Here is a 21,225-nt window from a genome sequence, read left to right as displayed (position 1 = left end):
TAATAATTAGATTACTTTCACATTAACGGCATTTAAGCCTTTTCTACCTTGCTCAACATCAAATTGTACCTTATCGTTTTCACGAATTTCGTCAATAAGGCCTGTTGAGTGTACAAAAACTTCAGGACCTCCGTTTGTAGGAATGATAAATCCGAAGCCTTTTGTAACATTAAAGAATTTTACTGTTCCTTCTTGCATTAGAATTAATTTTAAATAAGGTGCAATGTACGGATTTAAAATTCTAAAAAAGCAAAAAGAAGAAAATACATTGAAAAAATATTTTTTATGACACGCTACTGTGAAAAAATGCCCTTTAAATTTATGGTTACTTCGCTTGAATGAGGAATGCCCAAAGTTTTGCCCGGAATGACAGTAAACAAGTTTTTAAGGTAAACATCGGTAATACCCTGCAATAATTTTTTTCTGGCAGGCATATCATCTGGCATTACGCCTTCAACCCGGTTTACATAAAGATTTCCTTTTACATCAACCACCACAGAAAACCTATAATTAAAATCTCTGTAAGCTCTTTTTATTTCTAACCGATATTCGGGATACATATAAGCATAAGATTGCCGGTTATTCATGGTATCTCTCTCATTGATCTTTGCGGCAGTAACAAAATTACTCTTAGGTTTAAATATTACAGGTTCTGTTGCAGCAAATGCGGTATCAGGATTTCCCGGATTTCGATATGTTCTTTCTGAAAGTGATGTGATATATGCTGTATCTGCTTTTGTAGGGCGTTGCAATTCTCCTACAGTTGTTTTAAGCACGTTCTGGATATAATCCATCGTATAATAAGTTGAGATAACATCAGAAACCTCTCCACCCTCTATCATTCTGGCTTTTACTTCTAAGCGCTGTAATACAATGCTGTCTTTGGTAACCTTTCTGAGTCTGAAATATTCTCGTGCAAAATTATATACCCTTCCATGGTCAAAATGCAGGTAAAATGCTTCCATACCCTTTTTCTCAGGACTATAAGCTAACATCGTATCTGGATGCTTGTATTCTATAATCCAGGTTGGAATCTGCATAAAGCCATCTTTGTTAAAAGACAAGCCATTGCTAAAGCGTCGTTTCACTTCATAATAACGAATACCGTTTATCTCTCTAAAAGTAAGTTCTTTATCTGGTTTCTGCTTTTTATCTGAAGAATTTTGCTGTTCAGAACCACCACATGAAAAAAGAAATGTGCCACTGAAAATAAGTAGGCTGTATATAGAAAAGAGTTTAAAATGAACTTTCATAATGCCACCGGAAACGATTTGGCCGCAAATATATTATTGTTTAGGAGATGTTTTTAATAAAATTACGTTAGCTACTTTACGTTGACCATTATGATCCCATTTTTTATTATCCGAAGGATAATTGACTATGCCATTTTCATTTTGACCTCTTACCCAAAGTGTAGTAGAGCCACCACCATCTAAATTAATAGCGCTGGTACAGCCCAGCCAGCTCATGATTTTACTTAATTCAAATAAGCTCATTCCATCAGAATTCTCATTTCGGCCATCTACCGTTAAAAATAACAGATTGCCGTTGGGTTTTATGCCAATTGCTGTGCGTGGATGACGCAGTTTATTGAAAGCAACTGTATCTAAGGTTTCCTTTTGGTTATTTATGATGAGTAAAGGACCGCTTAACATTACATTACTTTCTCCCAGGTTTTTTTCCCAATCAGGACTGCCGTCCCATTTTTTGATCTGCAATTTGTTACGATCAATTACAATAGCTGCTCTTTGGTGAAGAGCCCTGCTGCCCCCTTTTCCCAACTGGTTTTCGTTTATGGTTTGGCCGTTAACACGTAAATAATCTACAGAGCCACCGTTTTTAATATCGAAAAAAGTACCGTTAATGGCTGCAAAAGCGTTATTTTCATCTGCGAAAGTTCGTGTTTCTTTAAGTGTGCGGGGATCAAAACCAAAGGTAATAAATGGTTTTTCTCCTCTGTTTTTTACCTCGAGGTAAGAAATATTCTGGTTTGCAGCGAACAGATTCTTTTCATTAAAATGATGAGTAAGAAGGTGTGTACGCTTAGAAACTTTCTTTTTGTTCCAGTGGGCGTTTACAAAAACAACAGAATCGGCTTGTTGTGCAAATGATGAAGAGAAAAGCGCTAAAAAGGCGGTTATGCAAATAAATTGTTTAAACATGGGTTATATTCTTTTTTTTAATCGGATTAACTTAATAATTCTTTGATCTTTTCGCCAGCATTCCATTAAAATAGCATTGCCATCACGGGCTTTGAACAAATTAGCTATTTCATCTACGGTATAACTATCTATAGGTTTAAAGTTTAGTGCAATGATTTCATCGTTAGGCAATATACCCGCTTTCTGAGCCACAGATCCTTCATCTACTCTTGTAATTAGGTAACGTGATGGCGGGCCCTCTTCCATATAAATTTCAATACCCATCATGTCATCTTCAAAGGGCTCTGTATACCGACTGTTTTTTTTCAGGTACATGATCTGGTTGGGATAATCAAAAGTAACGTTAAATCGATTCAATACTTCTGCACCTAAATTGCCATTACGGGCTATTTTTTTAACACTATCAGGGATAAGTTCAGGGAAATTTGATATGATATTACTAAAGTCGAAACGCCCTATTTTTAACCCATCGATCCGGGCTTTCTTACCGCTAATTACCCCAGTTAAACCAACACCCAGGTTAGCATCAATATTTGGAGAAGGTACAGCAAAAGATTGATTATTAAAGGTTTCTAAGGATAAAGAATGACTGGCGCCACAATCTACAATCAGCTTAACAGGGTAGTTGCTTTGGTTAAAACGAACTTGTGCAGTAATGTGAGGCTTGCGGTTGATAAATTCAAACGGAATTTTATCGCCTTTTGGATTAACCCTTTTCTTTGGGGAATAAAAAGTGAGCGTTCTGTTAATGTAATTTATTTTAACTATAAAGCTGCTGAAAAAATTATAACCAATTAAGCCAGATATCTTTTTACCTAAATAGCCCGAAAGGTTAAAAACATCTTCTTTAAGAAAAACGACAGGCGAGTTTAAAGCTTCTGCATCGCCTATTTTTACGGGTAACTCATGTGTAACATAAGCCTCAACGGTATTGGTATTGTCATAACCCGTTATCATTATTTTGCGGGTGTTGTTTGCTTTTAAACTTTCTTTTAGTGAAGGATCTGTAACAACCATGGGATCAACACCGGTATCTAAAATAAAATTAAAAGGACCCTTGTCGTTAATGTAAAGTTTAATGATGGCAATGTTTTTTACTAATTCAAACGAGAGGGTTTGTCTTTTTCGGTGCTCTGGAAACTGAAAATACTGAGCCTGAGCTCTTTTGAAAACAGAAGTTATCAATAAAAGAACGATGCCGCAAAAACAAAAAAAATTAACACAATTGTTCTTTTTGTGAAACTTCATAAAACTAAATTAATAAATTCGAAGCCATAATAAACACAACTAAATCAAAATACATGTTTAAAAAGTATTTGTGGCTGGCTAAAATAGCTGCTGTTTTACTATTTGCCCTAAGCTTCACCGCTTGTAAAACTAATCAGATTATAGCAAAAAAGGTTAAGAACGAATTTAAAAACTCTAAGGTTACAGATAAATATCTTTACGGTTTTGCGCTATATGATCTGGCCAATAAAGAAATGATTTTTGAGCATAACGGAGATCGGTACTTTACTCCGGCATCAAACACCAAATTGTTTACTTTTTATGCAGCTTTAAAAGTGGCTCCTGATTCTATTCCTTCACTACGTTATGTAGAAAGAGGAGATTCGTTGATTTTCTGGGGAACGGGCGACCCATCTTTTTTGCATACCAGCTTAAAAGGAACAAAAGCTTTTAACTTTTTAAAAAATACCAATAAAAAGCTTTTTTATGCGCCGGGCAGATATACTGGCGATTTTTATGGTAACGGTTGGCAATGGGATGATTATAATGATTATTATCAAGCAGAAATTAACGAGTTGCCTCTCATGGACAATCTTGTAACCATAGCTTCAAATAAAAAAAGAGGTATTCAGGTTTCTCCTCGGTTGTTTTCTTCATGTGTAAGTATCGACAGCCCAAAAACACAGGGGAGCTTTAATGTTAAAAGAGATTTTCTGCAAAATCATTTTACTACACCAAACGTAGCCATTCCAAATAATTTTAGCCAGGAAATTCCTTATAAAGTAAGTTTAGGTCTTACGGTTAATTTACTTGCAGATACGTTGAAAAAACAAATAGAAGTAATCGATGAAAAAATGCCGGCCAATGCAAAGACCATTTACAACTTGAAAACCGACACGATATTAAAGCGTATGATGCTGCCCTCAGATAATTTCGTGGCAGAACAATTGTTATTAACCTATGCTGATAAGCTAGGATTAGAGCTTAACGCAAAAAAAGTAATTAAGTACATTGAAGAAAAATACCTTAACGACCTACCTCAAAAAATTAGTTGGGTAGATGGTTCAGGATTATCGAGAGGAAACCTTTTTACTCCGAGAGATATCATAAAGCTTCTTGAGAAAATATATCAGGAGGAAAATAATCAACAGAAATTATTTAATATGCTTCCGGCAGGAGGTAAAGCCGGAACCCTTAGAAATGCATATCCAAAAACTGATCATCCTTTTGTTTTTGGTAAAACCGGGACATTAAGTAACAACCATAATCAAAGTGGCTATATTATTACGAAAAAGGGGAAGTTGTTTTTATTTTCATTTATGAACAACAACTTTGTAATGCCTACCTCTGAAGTTAGAAATGAAATGGTACGAATAGTTACCTATATACACGATAATTTTTAGTATTGCTTAAATATGAAAACCATTAAAAAACTGCTCTTTTTCTCTTTATTTATATCAGGAAGCTTTTTGGCCTCTGCTCAAGATCAGTTAGTTTATCAAAGTAAGAATCTCTCTAAGCCCGATACCGTTTGGGTATTTACACCAAAGAATAATCCTAAGCAAGTAAAAACACCTGTTATTTTTCTGTTGCATGGCTACGGAGGTACCTATAAACAATGGAATTCCATTATGAATGCACAAAAATACGCGGATGAATATGGTTTTACGATTGTATGCCCGGATGGTTTAAACAATAGCTGGTATATCAACAGTCCGGTTAAGAAAGATGGGCAATATGAAAGTTTTTTCTTTGATGAACTTTATCCGGATATTATGAAAAAATACAAAGTAGATACACGTAATATCTTTATCAGCGGGTTAAGCATGGGCGGACACGGTGCGCTTTACTTTTTTATCAAAAGACCAGAATTGTTTAGCGGAGCGGGCAGTACAAGTGGCGGCGTGCGCTTATTAGATAGTTTTGGGAAATATGGCATAGCGGCATTACTGGGTGAGGAGCACGCAGAAAATGATCTGTGGAAAAAATACTCTGTAATAGATAATATTCAATTGCTGAAAGGAAATCCCAAACCTATAATTTTCGATTGTGGAAATGAAGACATGTTCTATAAATCCAATAATGATCTTAAGCAAAAATGCGATGAACTGAAGCTCAACGCCACCTATATTTCACAACCCGGAAAGCACAACAGGGCTTATTGGTCTAAATCTATTAAACAGCAATTTGAATTTTTTACTTCGCAGCTTACTAAATAAAAATGTATAAAAGAATTTTAACCGTAGTAGGCGCTCTTATTTTTTTTGTAACATCTTGTAAGAAATCGGATCCTTTGCCAGAAACAGATGTCCCTAAATCCATAGAGGTAACCCCAACCCCCTTTATAGAAGACAACAGTTTCAAGATTGTGGCATATATGCCTAGTTATCGAGATCCGGCAACAATTGACCCAAGTAAGTACAAAATGATTACACACCTGTTTTATGCTTTTTTAGAGCCTGCAGATGCTGCAGATGGTTCATTAAAAGCTTTATCTCAATCTGTGCGTTTTGGTACGGTTTCGGCAAATGCCAAAGCTAATAAAATAAAATTCGGAATATCGGTTTCAGGAGCTAAAACCGTTTTTGAAAATATTGCAAAATCTTCCACTGCCCGTACAAAATTTGTAACAGCTATTGTAGATTTTGCTAAACGAAACAATCTTGATGGTGTAGATATGGATTGGGAGTATCCTTCTACATCTGCAGGTGTTGAATCTGCTGATAATTATACCTTATTGATGAGAGAATTATCAACGGAGCTACATAAAACAGGTAAATTTTTAAGTGCTGCCGTAACGCCTGCTGTGTATACAGGGGGGATACGAGATGGTATTAAACCAGAGGTTTATCCGTATATTGACTTTTTTAATATTATGCAGTACGATGGCCAGACTTGGGATAAAGATGATCCTAATCAGCACGCAAGTTATAAAATGAGTGTTTATAGCACAGATATATGGCTTAATACAAAAGGATTACCAAGAAGTAAAGCAGTATTGGGCATGCCTTTATATGGTAAAAATGCAGCCGGAAGCTCTAAAGCTTACAGAGAATTTGAAACAGCGGGCTTAGATATAACCCAGGATAAAGTAACGCTTGCGGGGGTAGATTACTGGTTTAATGGCATAAACACCATTAAATTGAAAACACAGTTGGCAAAAGAACAGGCAAACGGCATTATGTTCTGGGAGTTTGCCAATGATTCTAACAATGCCAACTCTTTAATTAAAGCAGCAAATGATCAGTTAGGACGGAAATACTAATGAACATTGAACACCAATTTAAAAATCTTAACAGAGCTTTAGCGCCATCTATAAAAATAGAGGGTAAAAACTATCTTTATTTTGGCGGTACGGCCTATCTAGGAATACCGCAGAATACCTCTTTCATAAAACTTTTTATAGAAGGGATAAAAAAATATGGGCTTAATAACGGAACCAGCAGGGGTAATAACGTACAACTTGGTATTTATAACGAATTTGAAGCCTTTACAGCATTGAAATACGGTGCAGAAGACGCTTTAGTTTCATCAAGTGGGTATCTAGCCGCAAAGCTAACGGTAACTCATTTTGCAGATTGGGGAACGCTAAGGTATGCCCCAGATACACATCCTTCTCTGTGGACAAAGGGTGATCCGGAAATTAAGGGAACCTTTGCCCAGTGGGCAGAAAATCTGCTGGGAGAAATTAACCAAAGCAAGCAACAAAAATGGGTTCTGGTAAGTAATTCCATTAACAACCTATGGCCAGAGATTTACGATTTCTCGTTTATTGGTAAAATTGATCCTGGTAAAGAAGTGATTTTAATTGTTGACGATTCGCATGGTATAGGAGTATTAAATGAAGGAAGTTGCGTATTGAAATCTGTACCTCAAACAAATCATGTTAAAGTTTTGCTTGTAGCCTCAATGGCTAAAGCTTTAGGTGTTGATGCAGGATTGGTTTTAGGTCCTCAGCAGCTAATTAAAGCATTAAAACAGACAGATGAATTTATAGGCGCTTCTCCTTCATCTGCTGCGGGGTTATATGCCTTTATGCAAGCAGAAGGCATTTATAAGCAGTCTTATGAGCATTTAATGTTGCTAAATAAAGAATTCTCTTCAGGCCTTGAAACAGATAAATGGCATTTTGCAAAGGATTTTCCGGTTTTCTTATATAAAGGAGAAGATATGGAGAAAAAACTGCTTAAAAATAATATATTGGTTTCGTCGTTTCCCTATCCAACCGCAAGCAGCCCCGTTATAAACAGGATTATTGTTTGCAGCTGGCATTCAAAACAACAAATAGAACAATTAAAATCAGCTTTAAAATGCTAATGACATGAGAAAATTAATTTTACTCCTTTTCCTCTCAGTTACCTTAAGTTTAAACCTTAAAGCACAAAAATCTGTTAAAATATGGATCGTAAGACATGCCGAAAAAGACATCGGTAATGCTATAGATAAAGACCCGGATCTATCTGAAAAAGGAAAAATAAGGGCAGAGGCTTTAATGAAAGAATTAAGGGGTAAAGGGATTGACTCTATTTTTTCTACGCCTTATAAAAGAACCAAGTTTACAGCTTTTCCTTTGGCAGACAGAATAGGTTTGGTTATAAATACTTATGATCCTGCTAAGCCCGAACTTTTGGTACAAAGAATCAGAAAGTATAGCGACGGGAAAAAAGTCCTGATTGTAGGTCACTCCAATACCATTTTGCCATTGATTAAAGCTTTTGGAGGCAAAGCTCCTATTGAAGAAATCAAAGATGAGGAATACAGCTATCTTTTTACTCTATTGGTTAAAGCAAATAAAACCGATGTAGAAATAAGTAAATACGGAGATAATTAAGCAAATTGGGCTATAAAGCTCCAAAAGGAATATCCATCAGACTGTAATTCTGCCATCCGTTAAAATCAAAATGCCACCACTCATTGTTAACGACCTTAAAACCGTTGTCATGCATGATTTTTATCAGGTAATCGCGGTTTTTAATAATGTTAGCTGGTAAATTGGCATAAGTAGGAGATGCGGCATCTTCAAAACTGTCATAAGGTGTGGGCATAGGGATATCTTTACCCGTTTTAAGGTCAATAAGTGTTAAATCTAATGCACAACCTCTGTTATGTTTTGAGCCTTTATTTGGATTAGCAACAAATGCTTTATCTGTGGCTTTTTCATAAAAAGAAACCGTAACGGCATAAGGCCTGTAGCCATCAAAAATTTTTAACCCATAACCGTCTTTTTTTAGCCGGGCCTGTATAACTTTTAGTTTTTCTACAACGGGTTTACGGGCAAATGCCCTGGCCTGTTTGTACATAATCTGGTGCATAAAGTTATTGGTTGTAGCATATCTGATGTCGAGAACAACAGAAGGAATGGCTTTTTTTATTTCTATAAGCTCATTATCTGGGTTTTGGATGATACTTTTTTTGTATGCATTATAATTGCTAATGACCTCTAAGCCGTAAGGATTTTGTGCATGGCCCAAAGTAGTGATACAGAAAAAAAGAAGAGATAAGATCAGTTTCATAGTTTATTGGTTAGAAAGGACAAGAAGGTCTAAATCTTTATACGGAAGATTAAACAGATTGGCCAGATCTTTATTGGTTAAATGACCTCTGTAACAATATAAACCTTCTCTTATCCCGGGTTTATTCCAGATCATATTCATAAGCCCGCCCATTTCACCAATATCAACTAATATTGGTGCAAAAATATTTGTTAAAGCATATGAAGCGGTTCTTGGCACCCTTGAAGCAATGTTGGGGACACCATAATGCGTTACGCCATATTTAATAAAAACCGGGTCTTTATGATTGGTTACTCTTGAAGTCTCGAAACAGCCACCCTGGTCAATGCTTACATCTACCACAACCGAAAAAGGTTTCATTTTACTTACCGTTTCTTCTGTAACCACACAGGGGCTACGGCCATGCTCAGAACGGATCGCACCAATAACAACATCGCAGGTTGTAATGGCTTTTTCTAAAACAATGGGTTGCATTACCGAAGTAAAAACACGACTTCCTAAATTATTTTGTAACCGCCGTAATTTAAAGATCGAACTGTCAAATACTTTTACTTCTGCACCTAAAGACAGGGCGGTTCTTGCAGCATATTCGCCCACGGTACCTGCGCCTAAGATTACAATTTCTGTTGGTGGAACGCCGGTGAATCCGCCTAACATCAGGCCTTTTCCATCATGTACACTACTTAAATACTCAGCTGCAATGAAGATGGATGCTGCACCTACTATCTCGCCCATTGCCCGTACCACACTTAAAACATTCCCTTCATCACGCAGATATTCAAAGCAAAGGCCATTGATCTTTTTTTCTAAAAGAGCTTTTAATACGGGTTCTTTTAACATGCCAAATTGCAAAGAAGAAATAAGGGTTTGCCCTTTGTGCATGAGCTCTATTTCTTCTATACAGGGCGGAGCAACTTTAACAATAATATCTGCTGCCCAAATATCCTTTTTGTTATAAGAAATCTGAGCACCTTGTTCGCTGTAATCTTTATCAGAAAAATTAGCGCCATCACCTGCTCCTGCTTCAATAATGACTTTATGTCCGTTATTAATCAATAAAGCAACAGATAAAGGAGTAAGCGCAATTCTGGCCTCCTGAAAAGAAGTTTCTTTAGGAATACCAATATGTAGGCTGTTATTTTTTTTATCCGTTTTTAGTAAAGCTTCCTGCGTTTGAATTAGTCCTCTTTGCGCAATGCTGGCTATAACATCTTTTAATCCTGACGCCATGAGTATTAGCTGGTTATAATATTATAAAGTTAGCAAAAAAAGATGGGTAAACGGGATTAATAATTTAAAATCGTATGAATTCAAATCTGCGCCCAGAAGATCCGGAAACCTCTATTTTAACCTTTATATAATGGTCTGGCAACAGTTCTTCTACCTTTTGGGGCCATTCTACCAGACAATATAGATTGCTGTAAAAATATTCTTCATAACCGATATCATAAGCTTCCTGTATGTTTTTAAGGCGATAAAAATCAAAGTGAAAGATAATGCCGTGAGAGCTGTCATATTCATTTACGATTGAAAACGTAGGGCTATTAATAACATCTTCAGACCCTAACTCTTTACAAAAAGCTTTAATAAAAGTGGTTTTTCCGGCGGCCATGTCACCTTCAAACACAATAAATTTTTGTCCCTGTGTAAATTTGAGTAAGCTTTTCGCAACCTCTCTGAGCTGATCTTCACTATTTATTTCAATAATCATCTTGTTCTATTTTGAAGTATAAGTTACAATCGGGATAATCATCTCTTCCATAGAAATACCTCCATGCTGAAAAGTTTCATTATAGTAATTTACAAACTGGTTGTAATTGTTCTGGTACACAAAATATTGATCTTCTTTTGCAAAAATGTAATTAGAGCTGATATTGATCTTTGGTAATTTGGCCTCATGAGGGTTTTTAATGAGAAATACCTCTTTAGGATTAAAATTAAGGTTTTTACCCTGTTTATAACGTAAATTAGTATTAGTAGATCTGTCGCCAATAACTTTGCTCGGGTGTTTTACCCTGATAGTTCCATGATCTGTGGTCAAAACTATTTTAACTCTTTTTTGGGCTAATTTCTTAAGTAGATCAAGCAAAGGCGAATGTTCAAACCATGATAAGGTAATAGATCTGTAAGCCGCATCATCGTTGGCAAGCTCTCTGATCATTTGCATATCGGTTCTGGCATGAGAAAGCATATCCACGAAATTGTAAACAATAGCATTAAAATCATTGTGCATTAAATTGTTTACCTGATCTGTAAGATCTTTGCCCTGATCAAAGGTTAAGACCTTATGATATGAAAATCTGCACTCTTTTCTTAAAGTACGTTTAATATTGTCTGCAAGGAAGGCTTCTTCATGTAAATTTTTTCCACCTTCATCGTCATCATTCTGCCACAGAGCAGGAAATCTTTTTTCCATATCTAAAGGCATTAGCCCTGAAAAAATGGCATTACGAGCGTATTGAGTTGCTGTAGGTAAAATGCTACAATAAATATCTTCTTCCTCAAGCCTGAAGTGTTCTGTAATAAGCGGATGAATAACTTTCCACTGATCATATCTCAGATTATCAATCAATATGAAAAAAACAGGTGTTCCACTATTGATTAAAGGAAAAACTTTACTCTTTAACAATTGGTGAGAGAATAGAGGAGCGGGATCCATGTCATTTACCCAGTTTAAATAGCGGTCTTCAACAAATTTAGAGAACTGCGCATTGGCCTCAGATTTTTGCATGGTTAAGATTTCATGCATCTGCGGGTCGTCGAGTTTCTCTAATTCCAGTTCCCAGAAAACGAGCTTTTTATAAACATCTACCCATTCATCATAGTTTAGCTTATCATTAAGGGTCATACCCAGTTTTCTAAAATCCTGCTGATAAGCTGATGATGTTTTTTCGCTAACTAAACGTTTGTTGTCAATTAACTTTTTAATGGTTAAAAGAACTTGTTTTGGATTAACAGGTTTAATTAAATAGTCATCTATTTTAGAGCCTATGGCATCTTCCATCAGGTTTTCTTCTTCACTTTTGGTAATGAGTACTACCGGGATATCCGATCTAATATTTTTAATCGCTGTAAGGGTCTCCAAACCACTTAAGCCGGGCATATTTTCATCTAAAAAAACAAGGTCAAAATGCTCTTTTCCGAATGCTTCCAAAGCATCATTGCCATTGGTAAATGTAGCAACATCATATCCCTTTTCATTCAGCAATAATATATGAGGTTTAAGAAGGTTGATCTCATCATCGGCCCATAAAATTTTGGTTTTCTGCATTTTCTCTCCTTTTTATGTAAATTAACAAGTAAAAAAAGACATCGCTTTTTTACTGTCGATAAAATTAACAATTTTTGTACCGTATATTTACAATTTAGAATTTGAACAAAAAGAAAATCATAAATGATCCGGTCTATGGATTCATTACTATTCCTTCTGATTTAATTTACGACCTTATCTCGCATCCTTACTTTCAGAGATTAAGATATATTAAGCAATTGGGAATGACCCATCTGGTTTATCCCGGAGCATTACACACCCGTTTTCATCATGCGCTCGGAGCAATGCATCTAATGGGATTATCATTGGAAGTATTAAGAAACAAAGGGCATTTTATCAGTGCAGAGGAAGAAGAAGCCGCCACAATTGCACTTTTATTGCATGACATAGGCCATGGACCTTTTTCGCATTCCTTAGAACATACTCTTGCTCGTGGAATTCAGCATGAGGACATTTCTCAGCTCATTATGAATAAGCTGAATGAAGAATTTGATGGGAGGCTGGACCTTGCGCTTTCAATTTTTAAAAACCAATATCACAGAGCCTTTTTCAGCCAGCTTATTTCGGGCCAAGTAGATCTGGATAGAATGGATTACCTTAACAGAGACAGCTTTTTTACCGGCGTAAGTGAAGGTGTGATCAGTTTTGATCGCATTATCAAGATGTTTAATCTAGTTAATGATGAACTGGTGATAGAGGAAAAAGGAATTTATTCTGTAGAGAAATTCTTAATAGCCCGCAGGTTAATGTATTGGCAGGTATATCTTCATAAAACAGTTATTGCTGCAGAGCAATTACTGGTAAAAATACTTGAGCGGGCCAAAGAACTTTCATCAAAGGGGCATATCTTGTTTGCTACTCCAGCTTTGCAACATTTTCTACAAAATAATGTAAACGATGAAAATTTCTTTAATGAAGAAATCCATTTAAATAAATTTACCCAACTCGACGATCAGGATATCCACGCGGCTATAAAAGTGTGGGCAGACTCAGAAGATGAGATTTTAGCCAGAATGTGCAGAATGTTAAAAGCCAGAAAACTGTATAAAGTAGAGATCACAAATGAAGAACCAGATCAGAATCGTGTAATGCAGCTGGCAAAAAACACAAAAAATAAGCTGGGCTTAAACGAGAAAGAAGTTTCTTATTTTGTTTTTACGGATACAATTAAAAACCGAGCCTATAACATGAGTACAGCCAACACCAATATTTTGATGAAAACAGGAAAATTGGTTGATATTGCAAAAGCTTCTGATCTGTCTAATATACAATCGTTAGACAAAACAGTGAAAAAGCATATTTTATGTTATAGTAAAGAATTTTAGCAACTTTTAACTAATGACAAAATAAAAAAGTACGATAATTACGTTATCTTAACGTTACAGGTTTTTTGTTCGTATCATTTTAACATTTAACTTTGCATGATGCAATTTACTGCCAAGCAGATTAGCGAATTTTTAAACGGCACCATAGTAGGTGATGAAAAGGTATTGGTTGACAGGCTTTCTAAGATAGAAGATGGTGTTCCGGGTTCCTTGTGCTTTTTGTCTAATCCTAAATACGAGAACTTTATTTATACTACGGGAGCTTCTGTAATTATTGTGGCTCAGAGTTTTGAACCTACAAAACCGGTAAGTAGTACCTTGGTTAAGGTAAAAGACCCCTACAGCGCCTTTTCCGTACTTTTAGAAAAGTATGATGAAGTTTTAAACAGCGAACAGCATAAATCAGGCATTTCAGACCTGAGTTTTGTACATCCTTCGGCTAAAATAGGAGAGAACGTATATGTAGGGCCTTTTTGCTGCATTGAAGAAAATGCAGTTATAGGCAATAACACCAAGCTTTACGCCCAGGTATTTATTGGCGCCGCCGCTACATTGGGAGACAATTGCCAGATTAACCCTGGAGTGCGAATATATAAACACAGCCAAATAGGCAATAAAGTAATTATACATTCCAACACCGTTATAGGTAGTGATGGATTTGGTTTTGCACCACAAACAAACGGTTCTTACAGTAAGATTGCGCAGATAGGCAACGTTATTATAGAAGACAATGTAGAAATTGGGGCTAATACAACTATAGATAGGGCGACAATGGGCTCAACCTATGTAAGAGAAGGTGTGAAATTAGATAACCTGATCCAGATCGCACATAATGTAGATGTAGGATCACATACAGTTATTGCAGCGCAAACAGGCATTTCTGGAAGCACTAAAGTTGGCTCTAATTCGGTAATAGGAGGACAAGTGGGCATTGCCGGCCATTTAAATTTGGGCAAAAGAACTCAGGTTGGAGCAAAAGCGGGCATAAATTTTAATACCGAAGAAAATAAGCAATGGCATGGTAGTCCGGCTCAGCCATTAAAAGAATGGATGAGATCTACAGTTATATTTAAACACTTGCCGGAAGTAGAAAGAAAGCTAAGAGAACTTGAAGCAAAAGTTGCGGCACTTAATGCTGTAATAGATAATATTAAGGAAACAGAATAATGAGCATGAACGTTAAGCAGAAGACAATTAAGGGAGAAATTTCATTGAAAGGTGTTGGTCTGCACACCGGAGCTAATGTCACTTTAACATTTTGCCCGGCACCCGATAATCATGGATTTAAATTCCAGCGAGTGGACCTTCCCGGACAACCAATAATTGATGCTGATTGCGATAATGTAACAGATACCGCAAGGGGAACAACACTTACCCAAAACGGGGCTAGTATAAGCACAGTAGAGCATGTTATGGCCTCATTGGTAGGAATGGATCTGGACAATGTACTGATTAAGGTAGATGGTCCGGAAACACCAATCATGGACGGAAGCTCAATTAAATTTGTAGAGGCTTTAGAAGAGGCAGGTGTGGCTATTCAGAATGCAGACAGAGAATATTACACAATCCCTCATAACATTACTTATACAGAGCCAGACAGGAAAGTAGAAATTGTGGCGATGCCACTTGACGATTATCGCTTTACCTGTATGATCGATTATAACTCGCCCGTTTTAGGTAGCCAACATGCAGGAATTTCTACTATTGATGAGTTTAAAAAAGAAATTGCCTCATGCAGAACTTTTTGCTTCCTGCATGAACTGGAATACCAGCTTAATCACAATCTGATTAAAGGGGGAGATTTAAATAATGCCATTGTAATTGTTGATAAGGAAGTTACCAAACAGGAATTACAACATTTGGCCAAAATTTTTAACCGTAAAGAGATTGATGTAGCACCTCAGGGCATATTAAACAATATGGAGTTGCGCTATCAGAATGAGCCAGCCCGACACAAACTTTTAGATATGATCGGCGACCTTGCTCTGGTAGGAGTTCACTTAAAAGGTCATATTATGGCTGCAAGGCCAGGACACGCTGCTAATGTGGCATTTGCTAAAAAAATTAAAGCCGCTATCAAAAAAGAAAAAGGAAAGAAAAAGATCACGAACTACGATATCAATGCTAAACCGGTTTTTGATACTGTTCAGATCATGAATATTTTACCTCACCGTCAACCGTTCTTATTTGTTGATAAGGTAATTGAGCTGACAAAAACCTATGTAGTGGGCGTTAAGAACGTAACCATGAATGAAGAGTTTTTTAAAGGACATTTTCCGGGCGCCCCTGTTTTTCCAGGAGTTTTACAAATAGAGGCAATGGCTCAAACAGGCGGTATTTTGGTGTTAAATACTGTTCCTGATCCCGAAAACTATCTTACTTATTTTCTAAAAATAGATAATGTGCGCTTTAGGGCGCAGGTACAACCGGGAGATACGCTTATTTTCCGTTGCGATTTGATGGAGCCTATACGCCGTGGAATTGCACAGATGAAAGGTATAGGTATGGTAGGAGATAAAATTGCTGTAGAAGCAGAAATGATGGCTCAAATAACAAAAGTTAAATAAACGAACCCAACAAAGAAACATGATACAACCTTTAGCGTACATACACCCTCAGGCAAAAATTGCCGATAATGTAGTTGTTGAGCCTTTCGCGGTAATTCATAAAGACGTAGAAATTGGAGAAGGAACTTGGATTGGTTCTAACGTAGTGATTATGGATGGAGCCCGTATCGGAAAAAACTGTCGCATTTTTCCCGGAGCGGTGATTTCAGGCGTTCCTCAGGATTTGAAATTTGCCGGAGAAGTAACCACCGTAGAAATAGGCGATAATACCGTAATCAGAGAGTGTGTTACCATAAACAGAGGTACCAAAGATAAATGGAAAACAGTGGTTGGCAGTAACTGCTTAATACAGGCTTACTCGCACATTGCACATGATTGCCAGGTAGGGAACAATTGTATCTTTTCTAACAGTACAACTTTAGCAGGGCATATTACCATTGGCGATTATGTGGTTTTAGCAGGTTTGGTGGCTATTCACCAGTTTGTGAAGGTAGGATCGCATGCTTTTGTTACCGGAGGTTCTTTGGTGCGTAAAGACGTGCCTCCTTATGTAAAAGCAGCAAGAGAGCCACTTTCTTATGTGGGTATCAATTCCGTTGGGTTGCGTCGCCGGGGATTTTCATCAGAACAGATTAACGAGATACAGGAAATCTATAGGGTATTGTTTGTACAGAATAACAACGTAACCAAAGCATTAGATAAAATCGAAGCAGAATTTCAGCCTACAGAAATCAGGGATGAAATCGTAGATTTTATTCGCAATTCTGCTCGTGGGGTAATGCGTGGCTTTGGGTCAAATATGTAAATAGATGCATATCACCCTGAAAAATATAGGTAGGAGATTTAATAAAGAGTGGATTTTTAAAGGGATTGATTATTCCTTTGAAGCAGGAAACAGCTACGCCGTATTAGGACCAAATGGCTCAGGTAAATCAACATTGTTGAGCATACTAATGGCCAATCTTAGCCCTTCTGAGGGAACGATTATATATCAACAAGATAAAGAAATCATACCCGAACAGATTTTCAGCCATATTAGTTTTGCTGGGCCGTATCTTGATTTAATTGAAGAGTTTACACTTGCTGAAACTATAGCGTTTCACTTTAGCTTTAAAAATTATGTAAAGGGATTTGATGCAGAAGGTGTTTTAGATCTTCTCGCTTTGGCCGGAGCAAAAAATAAGCCGCTAAAATATTTTTCTTCGGGAATGAAACAACGTACAAAACTTGCTTTGGCATTCTGTTCGGATACCCCAATGCTGGTTCTTGATGAACCGACATCCAATTTAGATACTCAGGGAACCAGCTGGTACTTGTCTTTGGTAGAAAAATTTACGGCAAACAAATTAGTTGTATTGGGGTCTAACCAACAACATGAATATGATTTTTGTAAAGAACAGATCCAGATCATGGCCTATAAATTAAAACAAAAAATGGTTTAAAAGGCACTGTAACAGCTGTTTACAAATCATAAAATAAAAAAATAAAAAGACTATTGTATAATTAAAAAAATGTCTATACCTTTGCGCCACGAAATGAGGCGGGTTTTGGACGCTAAATTTCAAAAAGAAAATGGCAAAAGCATCTGATATCAAAAATGGAAATATTCTTCGTTTTAACGGAGATTTAGTTGCGGTAGAAGAATTTATCCACCGTACTCCAGGAAACTTAAGAGCGTTCTATCAGGCAAAAATGCGTAACGTAAAAACAGGCAAACTGGTTGAATACCGTTTCCGTGTTGATGAAGAGGTAGAAATTTGCCGGGTAGAAACAAATGATTTTCAATATTTATATGAAGATGGAGATCATTTGGTAATAATGGATAACAATACTTTTGAGCAGTACAATGTTCCAAAGTTTTTGTTTGGCGAAGGAATTAAATTCATAAAAGAAGGCACCAATGTAATTGTGGCCTTTGAAAGTGAAGAGCCAATTATGGCACAATTACCTTCAAACGTTGAATTAGAGATAACATATACAGAGCCTGCCGTAAAAGGTAATACATCAACAAACGCATTAAAATATGCTACTGTAGAAACAGGTGTTGAAATAAAAGTGCCGATGTTCATTAACCAAGGCGATAAAGTTAAGGTTGATACACGCACTGGCGATTATATAGAAAGAGTAAAATAAATTTTCATAGTTTAGTTTTAGGTTTAGGTTGATTATGGCTTCGGAGTGGTTCCCGAAGCCATCTTTTTTTTATACCTTAGTTTACATGCTAAAAGATGAAATAAGAAAAAAATCTTTACTGCAAAGAAGTCAACTTTCTGAAGAAGCATTTAAAGAACTGAACAAAAAGCTTTTACAGCAATTTATGCAGCTGGATTTTACATCTGTAAAAACCATTCATATTTTTTTGCCCATTATCAAAAAGAGAGAACCAGATACTTTTCTGCTCATTAACTGGCTTGAACAAAATCACCCTGAAATTAAAATACTGGTTTCAAAAGCTGATTTTGCCCAAAATTTAATGGAAAATTACATTTATGCTGGAAAGCAGCAGCTTAAAATAAATAGTTATGGTATTCCCGAACCAGATTCAGAAACAAAGGCTTATCATGGAGAAATAGACATGACAATTATCCCCTTATTGGCCTTTGATCAAAAGGGGAACAGAGTGGGGTATGGCAAAGGCTTTTATGACAGATTTCTGGCTGGCATGAATACACAGAAAATAGGGTTGAGTCTTTTTGATGCAATAGATGAAATTAAAGATGTAAATTTGGATGATATCAAGCTTGATGCCTGTATAACACCTCAAAAATTAATTATTTTCAAAAATTAATGTCATGAACGCGGATTTTAAAATAACCAATGCAAAGCAATACGAAGAAACCATGATTGCAATTTTTGAAATGCAGGAACAAGAAGATCCGCTTACAGATGAGCAATTGGCAGATATGGAGATCATGCTTAGAGAAGCACAGCGCTACGAAGATGAAGAGCTTTAACAAAATCGCTTACCAAGTAGCTTAAGGTTTTACCAATAAAAAGATCTGTTTGCCCATTTTCAAGCTTTTGGGCGCCTTCACATAAATGCAGATAGCAAAATTTCTTTGCTGTGGCCAAAATCATCTTTCTTACCTCATTTAATCCAAATCCAGAAGGGGTTGCTGCGCTTGCTAAAACTCCGGCAATACTATCTAAGTCTATTTCTAAACCACAAGGTGATTTTACGCTTTCTGTAATGCTTTTAAAAGTATTTATAGGGCTTTGGTCTTTAGAGAGAAAATCGTCGAAATAAACGAGTTTTACAGGATTGTTCTGGCTATAGTTCATCAGGGTTTCACTAATATAATTCTGATGGATGCCAAAACCTGTATATCCTGCTAAAAGTTTATGCGCAAAAGCGCTGCTAAAACCATTTCCACTATGTCGCCCTTCATCTACGTCACGTAAATCAGTATGGGCATCAATATTAATAACATTGATTTTCTGACTTAAGGCCCAGCTTGTGCCAGAAATAATAGGATAAGCATTATTATGTCCCCCACCTATAACTACAGGAATTTTGCCCGCTTTTACAATGGTTTCAATTACGGGAGAAACTAAATCATCGATTAGGGCTGTTTTTTGGCGTAGCGATTCGATATTGTCTTCTTCTGGTTCGCCAATTTCAAAATGCCCAAGTAGCAAAATATCTTCTCCATTTAAGAAAATGTTTTGCTGTAAGTTAAGAAAAGCGGTTAAAAATGTCGGCCATGCTGTTTTGGCACCTCCTATCCCATAATTTGCTCTAATACCAATGTCTTCAGGAATACCCAATAGTACAACTTTGGCCTCAAAGATCTTAAGGTGTTGAGCTGATAAAGGGCCATTGAGGATTTGGATTTTTTCACCCAATTTGGTTTCACCTTTACGAGGTTTTACATAAACCTTAATGTCTTCTTTTGTATAGATTTTAAAGCTATCCATGATAAAGTTTACCATTTAAAATTACGGTTTCTACCTGGCTTTGGCCAAAGCTATAAGGCAGATAAGCCAACGAAGACATGGGACGCGTAATGAAAATATTTGCTGTTTTGCCTTTAGTAATACTACCCAGTTTATCGCTGATTTCCATTGCGGCCGCTCCATTTAAGGTTGCAGCATTAACAGCTTGTTCTGGCAGCATTTTTAATTTGATGCAAGCCAATGAAACCACAAAATTCATGTTTCCTGACGGAGTAGAGCCAGGATTGTAATCGCTGGCCAGCGCTACAATTGCATTATTTTGTATAAGACCTTTGGCGTTGGCAAAAGGAATATTGATGTAAAAAGAGCAGGATGGAAGTAAGGTTCCGATGGTAGTGCTTTCTCCCAATGCTTCTAATACTTCATGATCGGTTTCTTCCAGATGATCAACCGAAATAGCATGATGCGCAATGCCAACTTGTACAGCCCCACTTGAAGATAACTGGTTAGCGTGGATCTTCGGCTTTAAACCATATAGGGCTGCGGCCTCAAGTATTTGTGCGGTTTCTTCGTTAGAAAAAAAACCTTTTTCGCAAAAAGCGTCTATATAATCTGCTAAATTTTCTGCAGCAACTTGAGGTAAAAGCTCATTGATGATTAGGTCTATGTAACCTTGGTGGTTTTCTTTGTATATTGTAGGATAGGCATGAGCTGCTAATAATGTGGCTTTAACCGGAATAGGGAAACGTTCTTTAAGCCGTTTAATTACCCTGAGCATCTTCAGTTCGCTTTCAGCGGTTAATCCGTAACCACTTTTGATCTCAACAGCGCCTGTTCCCTGTTTGATCATGTCATTTAAGCGAATGCTTGCAGCATCAAATAACTCATCTTCTGTTGCTGTTTGCACTTTACTCGCAGAATTTAAAATTCCTCCCCCCGCTGCTGCAATTTCTTCATAAGTTTTTCCTGCTATTTTCATTGCAAATTCTTCTTCGCGAGGAGCAGCAAATACAATATGGGTATGGCTATCGCACCACGAAGGAAAAACAAAGCGCCCCTCTGCAGAAATGTGAGGTTGAACCTGGGCTATTTCGGCAGGTATGCTATCCATTTCTCCAAAATCATGTATTAACCCATCTTTAATTAAAAGCCATGCGTTTTCCAATATGGGCAAATGGGCAAGCTCATTGCCACGAAGCGATAATACATCTTTATGGTGTGTGCCTACAAGTCCTTTAATATGTGTGATTAGCATAACTCAGG

General features: G+C 36.8%; 23 protein-coding genes. 13 read left to right on the top strand and 10 right to left on the bottom strand.

Translation table 11 applies throughout. The annotated features are described in order from the left end of the window. Positions 1–6 precede the first annotated feature (6 nt). The 4 genes from ACLHG9_RS12260 to ACLHG9_RS12245 all read right to left on the bottom strand — a co-directional run bounded on the left by ACLHG9_RS12260 (position 7) and on the right by ACLHG9_RS12245 (position 3,410). Positions 7–198 (bottom strand): cold-shock protein, encoded by a 192-nt coding sequence (locus ACLHG9_RS12260; RefSeq protein ID WP_243359170.1) that lies wholly within the window; start codon positions 196–198, stop codon positions 7–9. Positions 199–293: 95 nt separating this feature from the next. Then, a complete protein-coding gene (locus tag ACLHG9_RS12255; RefSeq protein WP_410221791.1) occupies positions 294–1,253 on the bottom strand; it encodes a hypothetical protein in 960 nt (319 codons plus the stop codon). A 33-nt stretch (positions 1,254–1,286) separates the two neighbouring features. Beyond that, positions 1,287–2,162, bottom strand: a complete 876-nt coding sequence (locus ACLHG9_RS12250; RefSeq protein ID WP_410221790.1) for a phosphodiester glycosidase family protein — start codon at positions 2,160–2,162, stop codon at positions 1,287–1,289. A 3-nt stretch (positions 2,163–2,165) separates the two neighbouring features. Further along, complete coding sequence (locus tag ACLHG9_RS12245) at positions 2,166–3,410, bottom strand: aspartyl protease family protein (RefSeq protein WP_410221789.1); 1,245 nt, start codon at positions 3,408–3,410, stop codon at positions 2,166–2,168. A gap of 53 nt (positions 3,411–3,463) precedes the next feature. Here ACLHG9_RS12245 and ACLHG9_RS12240 point away from each other — a divergent pair, with 53 nt between their 5' ends. From ACLHG9_RS12240 to ACLHG9_RS12220, 5 genes are read left to right on the top strand one after another with little or no spacing between them, the layout of a single operon-like run. Then, on the top strand, positions 3,464–4,792 hold the full coding sequence (locus ACLHG9_RS12240) for a D-alanyl-D-alanine carboxypeptidase/D-alanyl-D-alanine-endopeptidase (protein ID WP_410221788.1): 1,329 nt from the start codon (positions 3,464–3,466) through the stop codon (positions 4,790–4,792). 12 nt (positions 4,793–4,804) lie between these two features. Continuing rightward, on the top strand, positions 4,805–5,608 hold the full coding sequence (locus ACLHG9_RS12235) for an alpha/beta hydrolase (protein WP_410221787.1): 804 nt from the start codon (positions 4,805–4,807) through the stop codon (positions 5,606–5,608). 2 nt (positions 5,609–5,610) lie between these two features. After that, on the top strand, positions 5,611–6,654 hold the full coding sequence (locus ACLHG9_RS12230) for a glycosyl hydrolase family 18 protein (RefSeq protein ID WP_410221786.1): 1,044 nt from the start codon (positions 5,611–5,613) through the stop codon (positions 6,652–6,654). Beyond that, the gene (locus ACLHG9_RS12225) at positions 6,654–7,706 is read left to right on the top strand and encodes an aminotransferase class I/II-fold pyridoxal phosphate-dependent enzyme (RefSeq protein ID WP_410221785.1); all 1,053 of its coding nucleotides are present in this window, start codon (positions 6,654–6,656) and stop codon (positions 7,704–7,706) included. Before ACLHG9_RS12230 ends, ACLHG9_RS12225 begins: the two co-directional genes overlap by 1 nt. Positions 7,707–7,710: 4 nt before the next feature. Beyond that, positions 7,711–8,220 carry a SixA phosphatase family protein gene (locus tag ACLHG9_RS12220; RefSeq protein WP_410221784.1) on the top strand — a complete coding sequence of 170 codons (510 nt, stop codon included), beginning with the start codon at positions 7,711–7,713 and terminating at the stop codon, positions 8,218–8,220. A gap of 10 nt (positions 8,221–8,230) precedes the next feature. Here the strand turns inward: ACLHG9_RS12220 and ACLHG9_RS12215 are convergent, their stop codons facing one another. The 4 genes from ACLHG9_RS12215 to ACLHG9_RS12200 all read right to left on the bottom strand — a co-directional run bounded on the left by ACLHG9_RS12215 (position 8,231) and on the right by ACLHG9_RS12200 (position 12,173). After that, entirely contained in the window at positions 8,231–8,902 is a 672-nt protein-coding gene (locus ACLHG9_RS12215; RefSeq protein WP_410221783.1) for a M15 family metallopeptidase, read from the bottom strand. A gap of 3 nt (positions 8,903–8,905) precedes the next feature. Beyond that, a complete protein-coding gene (locus ACLHG9_RS12210; protein WP_410221782.1) occupies positions 8,906–10,132 on the bottom strand; it encodes an alanine dehydrogenase in 1,227 nt (408 codons plus the stop codon). Between the two features lie 64 nt (positions 10,133–10,196). Continuing rightward, positions 10,197–10,613, bottom strand: a complete 417-nt coding sequence (gene tsaE, locus ACLHG9_RS12205; protein ID WP_410221781.1) for a tRNA (adenosine(37)-N6)-threonylcarbamoyltransferase complex ATPase subunit type 1 TsaE — start codon at positions 10,611–10,613, stop codon at positions 10,197–10,199. Between the two features lie 6 nt (positions 10,614–10,619). Then, on the bottom strand, positions 10,620–12,173 hold the full coding sequence (locus tag ACLHG9_RS12200; RefSeq protein WP_410221780.1) for a PglZ domain-containing protein: 1,554 nt from the start codon (positions 12,171–12,173) through the stop codon (positions 10,620–10,622). Between the two features lie 101 nt (positions 12,174–12,274). Here ACLHG9_RS12200 and ACLHG9_RS12195 point away from each other — a divergent pair, with 101 nt between their 5' ends. The 8 genes from ACLHG9_RS12195 to ACLHG9_RS12160 all read left to right on the top strand — a co-directional run bounded on the left by ACLHG9_RS12195 (position 12,275) and on the right by ACLHG9_RS12160 (position 19,019). Continuing rightward, positions 12,275–13,498: an HD domain-containing protein gene (locus tag ACLHG9_RS12195; RefSeq protein ID WP_410221779.1), complete on the top strand. Its 1,224-nt coding sequence runs from the start codon at positions 12,275–12,277 to the stop codon at positions 13,496–13,498. Positions 13,499–13,597: 99 nt separating this feature from the next. After that, positions 13,598–14,665, top strand: coding sequence for a UDP-3-O-(3-hydroxymyristoyl)glucosamine N-acyltransferase (gene lpxD / locus ACLHG9_RS12190; protein WP_410222288.1), 1,068 nt, complete (start codon positions 13,598–13,600; stop codon positions 14,663–14,665). A 5-nt stretch (positions 14,666–14,670) separates the two neighbouring features. After that, on the top strand, positions 14,671–16,065 hold the full coding sequence (locus tag ACLHG9_RS12185) for a bifunctional UDP-3-O-[3-hydroxymyristoyl] N-acetylglucosamine deacetylase/3-hydroxyacyl-ACP dehydratase (protein WP_410221778.1): 1,395 nt from the start codon (positions 14,671–14,673) through the stop codon (positions 16,063–16,065). Positions 16,066–16,084: 19 nt separating this feature from the next. Continuing rightward, entirely contained in the window at positions 16,085–16,870 is a 786-nt protein-coding gene (gene lpxA, locus ACLHG9_RS12180; RefSeq protein WP_243359212.1) for an acyl-ACP--UDP-N-acetylglucosamine O-acyltransferase, read from the top strand. Positions 16,871–16,874: 4 nt separating this feature from the next. Next, positions 16,875–17,507, top strand: a complete 633-nt coding sequence (locus ACLHG9_RS12175; protein WP_410221777.1) for an ATP-binding cassette domain-containing protein — start codon at positions 16,875–16,877, stop codon at positions 17,505–17,507. A 130-nt stretch (positions 17,508–17,637) separates the two neighbouring features. Continuing rightward, entirely contained in the window at positions 17,638–18,198 is a 561-nt protein-coding gene (gene efp, locus ACLHG9_RS12170) for an elongation factor P (RefSeq protein ID WP_410221776.1), read from the top strand. Positions 18,199–18,283: 85 nt separating this feature from the next. Further along, positions 18,284–18,853 (top strand): 5-formyltetrahydrofolate cyclo-ligase, encoded by a 570-nt coding sequence (locus ACLHG9_RS12165; protein WP_410221775.1) that lies wholly within the window; start codon positions 18,284–18,286, stop codon positions 18,851–18,853. Positions 18,854–18,857: 4 nt separating this feature from the next. After that, the gene (locus ACLHG9_RS12160; RefSeq protein WP_410221774.1) at positions 18,858–19,019 is read left to right on the top strand and encodes a hypothetical protein; all 162 of its coding nucleotides are present in this window, start codon (positions 18,858–18,860) and stop codon (positions 19,017–19,019) included. Here ACLHG9_RS12160 and ACLHG9_RS12155 read toward each other — a convergent pair. Both ACLHG9_RS12155 and hutI read right to left on the bottom strand, forming a co-directional pair. Then, positions 18,982–19,998 (bottom strand): formimidoylglutamase, encoded by a 1,017-nt coding sequence (locus tag ACLHG9_RS12155; RefSeq protein ID WP_410221773.1) that lies wholly within the window; start codon positions 19,996–19,998, stop codon positions 18,982–18,984. The two genes, ACLHG9_RS12160 and ACLHG9_RS12155, sit on opposite strands and share 38 nt — an antisense overlap. Then, positions 19,976–21,217 carry an imidazolonepropionase gene (gene hutI / locus ACLHG9_RS12150; protein WP_410221772.1) on the bottom strand — a complete coding sequence of 414 codons (1,242 nt, stop codon included), beginning with the start codon at positions 21,215–21,217 and terminating at the stop codon, positions 19,976–19,978. Before hutI ends, ACLHG9_RS12155 begins: the two co-directional genes overlap by 23 nt. Positions 21,218–21,225 lie beyond the last annotated feature (8 nt).

Origin of the sequence: Pedobacter sp., from assembly GCF_046462515.1 — a bacterium.
Lineage (GTDB): Bacteria > Bacteroidota > Bacteroidia > Sphingobacteriales > Sphingobacteriaceae > Pedobacter.
This window is presented reverse-complemented; position numbering and strand designations above follow the sequence as displayed.